Consider the following 6,162-nt stretch of genomic DNA (forward strand, 5'->3'; position numbering starts at 1 on the left):
CCATCGCCGTAGAGCAGCGGCAGGTCGTCGCTGACCTCGACCCGGATCGGCGTGCCGCGGGCATTCGCCTGCGCCGAGACCAGCACCAGGCTGGCGCGCACCACCTCCTGCGGCACCAGCGTCTCAAGGCGCAGCTCCATGCGCCCGGCCTCGATCTTGGACAGGTCGAGCACGTCGTTGATCAGCGACAGCAGATGCTGGCCGCTTTCGCGGATATCATGGGCGTATTCGACATATTTCGGATTGCCAAGCGGGCCGAAGATCTGGCGCTCCAGCAATTCGCCGAAGCCGATCACGGCATTGAGCGGCGTGCGCAGCTCGTGGCTGATATGGGCGACGAAATCGGTTTTCACGCGGGCCGCCTGCTCGGCGCGCATCTGCGCCTCGGCGGCATGTTGCGCGACCTGCTCCAGCGCGCGGGCCTGCTGCTCCGCCCCGCGCCGGCCGACATAGGCAACCCGGCGCTGCCGCTCGATCGCGTAACTGCTGAACAGGCCGATCGCCACGGCGCAGACCATGATCACCTGGGCGACGATGAACTGCGCCTGGCTGCCAATATCCTGCAGCAGGAAGATGGCGTCGAAAACCACCAGCAGCAGCGCAACGACCAAAGTGGCCCGCATGACCGTGAGCCGCAGCACGACATAGATGCCGACCACGATCAGCACCATGGCCTCGACCATGATCTCGCGTTGCGGCACCGGCATGATGGCAAGGGCGGCGAGCGCCCCCAGCCCGACCAGCAGGGCGGCCCCCTGCATGATCAGCAGGCGCTGCCCCTGCAGGCGCGGATGGAAGGTGGCCAGGATCAGCAGAGCCTGCAGGCCGTTGACCCCGAGCCGCAGGGCCAGCAGATGCAGGAAAGCCTGCGTCGGCAGGAATAGGTAGTCCGGCAGCATGAACAGCTGGAACAGCACGATCGCCAGCAGGATGGCGCCGCGCGTGTAGCGCAACGTGCTGCGCGCCTCGTCGGCCTGGAATTCCCGCTCCAGCGCCGGATCGGCGAAGGTGGCGTCGTACCAGCGAAGCGGGAAGCGGGTGAGAGGATAGGAAGCGGCTGTCATGGAATGGTGCCGCCCAAGCTAGGCAGGCCGCCTGATTCCCGCAACAGGATTGTTGGAAAACCGCCGCCGGAACACCCGCAAATCCGGCGGCGAATCGTGATTATAACGACAGCGTGAACCGGCTTTGCCGCGAATCACGCCGACTCGACGGCGATCTTTTTGGTCTTGGCGGCGGCCTCGGGCGGGCGGACCAGGGCGATCTTGAGCACGCCCTTTGTGAACTGCGCCTTCACCTCGTCCGGGTTCGGCGCAAAGGGCAGCGGAATAACCCGCTGGAACATCCCATAGGACCGCTCCATGACGTGGTAATCCTTCTGCTTCTCGTCCTTTTCCAGTTTCTTTTCGCCCTTGATCATCAGGGTGTCGCCATCGAGTTCGACCGTGATGTCCTTCTCGTCGACGCCGGGCAGTTCGGCGCTCACTTCAAGGCCGGTTTCGGTATCCTTCACATCGACGCGCGGCGCCAGATAGCCTTCGCCGCCAAACGTCGCCGGCAGGGAATGGCCACGCCAGACATCGTCGAACATGCGGTTGATTTCGCGTTGCAGCGCCGTGAACGGATCGCCATTGCCGCCGACTGGCAGCTTGCTTTGCCCGAAGGGCAACAGGGACTTGAAATCCATATCAACCTCCAATGCCGTCATCCGCTTCCCTGAGAGGAAGCGTTTTGATTACAGCACCGGCAGAGCCAGGCGGCCTTGATATGGGTCAAGCCGTCAGGCGCTGGCGAATAGCCGCGCGACAAACTCAGGCACGATTTCGGTGGCCGGCCCATACAGCCGCTCGGCGAACAGGGAATGACCGTCGGAGGGATCGAGATTGAGTTCCACCGTATGCGCACGGCCGGCGCGGCGGACTTCCGCGACAAAGCCGGCCGCCGGATAGACCTGGCCCGAGGTGCCGATCGACACGAACAGGTCACAGGACTGCAACGCATCGTAGATTTCTTCCATGTAGAGCGGCATCTCACCGAACCACACCACATGCGGCCGCAGGCTGCCTGCATTGCCGCAGGCTGGGCAGGCCGTGGCGAGATCGAGATCACCGGGCCATGCGGTGACATGGCCGCAATGTTCGCAGCGGATTTTCAGCAATTCGCCATGCATGTGCAGCAGTCGCTGCGACCCGGCGCGTTCATGCAGGTCGTCGACATTCTGCGTCACCAGCAGGAAATCGCCGCCCCATTGCCGCTCCAGCGCGGCCAGCGCAGCATGGGCGGCATTGGGTTGCGCCTCCAGCAGGTTGCGGCGGCGGGCATTGTAGAAGTCATGCACCAGCACCGGATTACGCGCGAAGCCTTCGGGCGTCGCCACCTCGCTGAGGTCGTATTTGGTCCACAGGCCGTCCCTGTCGCGGAACGTGCCGAGGCCGGATTCCGCCGAAATGCCGGCACCTGTCAGGATCACAATGGACCGAAACGAACGCTCAAACGTCATCGTCAACAACCGCCAGAACCAGAATCAGTATCCGTAGGCGGCCGCCTCGCTTCGTTCCCACTCCTCGGCCTCGTCGGCCATCCAGTCGCCTTCGTCGCCGACTGGGCTGCCATCGAGGCGATAGACATGCTCGGGCGTGTAGATGGCGCCCGAGGAAGACAGGAAACTGGAATAGAGCGTGAAACGGTCGCACAGGAAGGGCGGCGCGCTGTAGAGGGCATGGTGGCTGAGGAAGGCGCCCAGCCGGTCGAATGGCGCATTGTTGAGTCGCGCCAGCGTGACATGCGGCGTGAATTTGCGCCGGTCCGGTGCCAGGCCGACCCGCAGCATGGCATTGTCGACCTTTTCCTGCAGGCGGTTGAGCGACGGATTGGGCCGCACGCCGGCCCACAGGCTGTTGGCCTTGCGCTTGTCGCCGAAGGTGCCGACGCCGAACAGACTGACCTCGAAATTCGGCATGATCACGCTGGCGAGTTCCTCGCTGACCGCGCGGGCGGTGCGGCCGTCGACTTCGCCGATGAACCGCAGGGTGAGATGGAACTGGTCGGGATTGGCCCAGCGCGCGCCGGGCACGCCGGCGCACAGGGACGCCAGCGAGTGACGCACCGCGTCGGGGAAACTCAAGGCAACGAACAAGCGGATCATGGCTGTGGCCCTCCGCAATAGGGGCGCTATGGCCCGGAACGAGTGCCCTGTTCAGGCGCTCGGGTTCGGTTGATCGCGATGGATCGCCTCGATGCCGTCCAGAACCTCCTGCGTGAGTTTCACATCGATACTGCCGATATCGGCTTTCAGCTGGGCCAGCGTGGTGGCGCCGATAATATTGGCGGTGACGAACGGCCGGCTGTTGATGAAAGCCAGCGCCATCTGCGCCGGATCGAGGCCATGCTGCTGTGCCAGCGCGACATAACGCTGGGTAGCGCGCTCGACCTGCGGGTTGGAATAGCGGGTAAAGCGGGTGAACAGCGTGAGCCGCGCGCCGGCCGGCCTGGCGCCGCCCAGATACTTGCCGGCCAGCACGCCCATGGCCAGCGGCGAATAGGCCAGCAGGCCGACCTGCTCACGCTGGGCGATTTCCGCCAGGCTGGCTTCGTACCACCGGTTCAGCAGGTTATAGGGATTCTGGATCGAGGCGATGCGCGGCACCGGCCGCGTCCCGGCCAGATGCAACTGCGTCATCACGCCCCAGGCGCTTTCATTTGAGACTCCGTAATGACGAATCTTGCCGGCCTTGACCAGCTCGGCCATGGCATCCAGCGTTTCTTCCAGCGGGATGCTGACTTCGTCGGTAAACTTGTATTCGGCTGAGCCGAAATTGTTGGTTGGCCGATCCGGCCAATGGGTCTGATAGAGATCGATGTAATCGGTCTGCAGGCGCTTCAGGCTGGCATCGACCGCCTGGAATATCTGTTTGCGGCTCAGGTCGGTGGCCTCGACCTCGTTGTTGCGCAGCCAGGCAAAACTGCCGCGCGAGGCATAGCCGCGGCCGGCCACCTTGGTCGCCAGCACCACCTTGTCGCGGTTTTTGCGCGCCTTCAGCCAGGTGCCGATATAGGTTTCGGTGCGCGAGGCCGTCTCGGCCTTCGGCGGCACCGGATACATCTCGGCAGTGTCGATGAAAGTGATGCCCCGCTCCAGCGCATAATCGAGCTGGGCATGGGCGTCGGCTTCGGTGTTCTGCTCGCCCCAGGTCATCGTGCCGAGGCAGATCAGGCTGACCTGGAGGTCGGTGCGGCCTAAACGACGGAACTCCATGACAAAACTCCCAACTCGACCCCGGCGAACACACCTGGCCGCCCGTTTCGGCGGCATGCCCATTTTGTCGGCCCGACTCGGCTTTTACAACAACGAATTGGGGTCAGCCGCCCAGGAAACGCAAAATCTGGGGCAGGATGCGCTGCACGATCACCCCCACCCCTTCACGGTTGGGATGCATGCCGTCGCCCAGATTGAGCCGGGCATCGGCCGCCACGCCATCCAGGAAAAACGGGTAGAACGCGGCCCCGTGCTTGGCGGCAAGGTCGGGATAGATGGTGTTGAAGCGGCGGCCGTAATCCGCCCCCAGATTGGGTGCCGCCTGCATGCCGGCCAGCAGCACCGGGATGCCGGCCTGTTTCAGCCTGGCCAGGATGGCATCGAGGTTGGCCCGGGCCTGTTCGGGCGGCAGGCCGCGCAGCATGTCGTTGGCGCCGAGCTCAACCAGGGCATGGGTCGGCTTGTCGGCCAGCGCCCAGTCGATCCGGGCCAGCGCCGCCGCCGTGGTGTCACCCGACACGCCGGCGTTGATCACCGAGATATCGAGGCCCTTCGCCCGCAGCGCCTTCTCGAGCTGCACCGGAAAAGCCGCATCGGGCGGCAGGTTGTAGCCCGCGGTCAGGCTGTCGCCGAAGGCCAGCAGGCGGATCGGCTGCGCGGCCAGCGCAGGCAACGTGACAAGCAGGGCCGTGACCAGCATCACCGCCAGCGCCAGCGCGGCGTTGCTCAGGCGCAGGAAAGCCCCATATTGTGCGTTCAATACCATATTCCGCATCGTTTCCCCGAAAAGGCGAACAGCATTCATGGCCATACTTAAGGCAAATCCGCCGGTTGTCGAATTGCAGGATGTCCGCCTCACTCTCGCCAGCACGGCCGGACCGGTCAATATCCTGCGCGGCATTGACCTGACCGTGCAGGCCGGCGAACGCATCGGCATCGTGGGTCCTTCGGGTTCGGGCAAATCGACGCTGCTGGCCGTGCTGGCCGGGCTGGAGCGGGTGAGTGGCGGCCGCGTGCATGTAGCTGGCGCCGACCTCAACGACATGAGCGAGGACAGGCTGGCGCTGTGGCGGCGCAACCGCATCGGCATCGTGTTCCAGAGCTTTCACCTGATCCCTACCATGACGGCGCTGGAAAACGTGGCGGTGCCGCTGGAACTGGCCGACACGGCAGACGCAACCGAACGCGCCCGCGCCGCGCTGGCGCAGGTTGGCCTGTCGCATCGCGAGGACCATTATCCGATGCAGCTTTCCGGCGGCGAGCAGCAGCGCGTGGCGCTGGCCCGCGCCGTCGCGCCGAAGCCCGCCCTTCTGCTGGCCGACGAGCCGACCGGCAACCTGGACGGCACCACCGGACATGCCATCATCGACCTGATGTTCGGCGAGGCCGCGCGGCTGAACTCGACGCTGATCCTGATCACCCACGACGAGACCCTCGCCGCGCGGTGCGATCACGTGGTGCGCATCGAGGATGGCCGCATCAAGACCATCGAGCCGCAGCGCCGACAGGCGGTGGTGTGATGCTGTCGCTGCGGTTTTCCCTGCGCGAGCTGCGCGGCGGCCTGCGCGGCTTCCGCCTGTTCGTTGCCTGCCTGGCCCTGGGCGTCGCGGTGATCGCCGGCATCGGCACGCTGTCGGCGGCGATCATCACCGGGCTGGAACGCGATGGTCGCGGCCTGCTGGGCGGCGACGTGGAATTCCGCCTCACCCATCGCGGCGCCACGCCCGGGGAACGCGACTTCCTGCAGCGCCAGGGCGTCGTGTCGGAAAGCGTGCAGATGCGCGCCATGGCCCATGCCCTGCGCAGCGACCAGCGCGCGCTGGTGGAGCTCAAGGCCGTCGACGCCGCCTACCCGCTCTATGGCAGCGTCACGCTGGAAAATGGCGATGGCCTCGCGGCCGTATTGA

The 6,162-nt window shown here is 65.2% G+C and carries 7 protein-coding genes and 1 pseudogene; 2 read left to right on the forward strand and 6 right to left on the reverse strand.

Going from position 1 to position 6,162, the window contains the following annotated elements; translation table 11 throughout:
- The 6 genes from Q1J79_RS07095 to Q1J79_RS07120 all read right to left on the reverse strand — a co-directional run.
- Positions 1–1,064 (reverse strand): histidine kinase dimerization/phospho-acceptor domain-containing protein (locus tag Q1J79_RS07095; RefSeq protein ID WP_300298524.1); only part of this gene is annotated, 1,064 nt, incomplete at its 3' end.
- 134 nt (positions 1,065–1,198) lie between these two features.
- Positions 1,199–1,687, reverse strand: coding sequence for an Hsp20/alpha crystallin family protein (locus tag Q1J79_RS07100; protein WP_300298527.1), 489 nt, complete (start codon positions 1,685–1,687; stop codon positions 1,199–1,201).
- A gap of 93 nt (positions 1,688–1,780) precedes the next feature.
- Positions 1,781–2,500, reverse strand: coding sequence for a Sir2 family NAD+-dependent deacetylase (gene cobB / locus Q1J79_RS07105; RefSeq protein WP_300298530.1), 720 nt, complete (start codon positions 2,498–2,500; stop codon positions 1,781–1,783).
- Between the two features lie 24 nt (positions 2,501–2,524).
- Positions 2,525–3,145 (reverse strand): RNA 2',3'-cyclic phosphodiesterase, encoded by a 621-nt coding sequence (thpR, locus tag Q1J79_RS07110; RefSeq protein WP_300298532.1) that lies wholly within the window; start codon positions 3,143–3,145, stop codon positions 2,525–2,527.
- 51 nt (positions 3,146–3,196) lie between these two features.
- Positions 3,197–4,255 carry an NADP(H)-dependent aldo-keto reductase gene (locus Q1J79_RS07115; protein WP_300298535.1) on the reverse strand — a complete coding sequence of 353 codons (1,059 nt, stop codon included), beginning with the start codon at positions 4,253–4,255 and terminating at the stop codon, positions 3,197–3,199.
- 103 nt (positions 4,256–4,358) lie between these two features.
- A complete protein-coding gene (locus Q1J79_RS07120; protein WP_367182967.1) occupies positions 4,359–5,015 on the reverse strand; it encodes an arylesterase in 657 nt (218 codons plus the stop codon).
- A gap of 43 nt (positions 5,016–5,058) precedes the next feature.
- Between Q1J79_RS07120 and Q1J79_RS07125 the strand changes: the two genes are divergently transcribed.
- Both Q1J79_RS07125 and Q1J79_RS07130 read left to right on the forward strand, forming a co-directional pair.
- Positions 5,059–5,775 (forward strand): ABC transporter ATP-binding protein, encoded by a 717-nt coding sequence (locus Q1J79_RS07125; protein ID WP_300298538.1) that lies wholly within the window; start codon positions 5,059–5,061, stop codon positions 5,773–5,775.
- Positions 5,775–6,162: pseudogene (locus Q1J79_RS07130) on the forward strand (ABC transporter permease); the annotation flags it as partial. The gene Q1J79_RS07125 and the pseudogene Q1J79_RS07130, both read left to right, overlap by 1 nt.

Origin of the sequence: Ferrovibrio sp. (genome assembly GCF_029255545.1) — a bacterium.
In the GTDB taxonomy this organism is placed as follows: domain Bacteria; phylum Pseudomonadota; class Alphaproteobacteria; order Ferrovibrionales; family Ferrovibrionaceae; genus Ferrovibrio.

What these genes read in the sequence shown, in the direction of transcription:
- Q1J79_RS07100 (WP_300298527.1), bottom strand. Translation starts at nt 1,687, where the DNA reads ATGGATTTCAAGTCCCTGTTGCCCTTCGGGCAAAGCAAGCTGCCAGTC.
- cobB (WP_300298530.1), bottom strand. Translation starts at nt 2,500, where the DNA reads ATGACGTTTGAGCGTTCGTTTCGGTCCATTGTGATCCTGACAGGTGCC.
- thpR (WP_300298532.1), bottom strand. Translation starts at nt 3,145, where the DNA reads ATGATCCGCTTGTTCGTTGCCTTGAGTTTCCCCGACGCGGTGCGTCAC.
- Q1J79_RS07115 (WP_300298535.1), bottom strand. Translation starts at nt 4,255, where the DNA reads ATGGAGTTCCGTCGTTTAGGCCGCACCGACCTCCAGGTCAGCCTGATC.
- Q1J79_RS07125 (WP_300298538.1), top strand. Translation starts at nt 5,059, where the DNA reads ATGGCCATACTTAAGGCAAATCCGCCGGTTGTCGAATTGCAGGATGTC.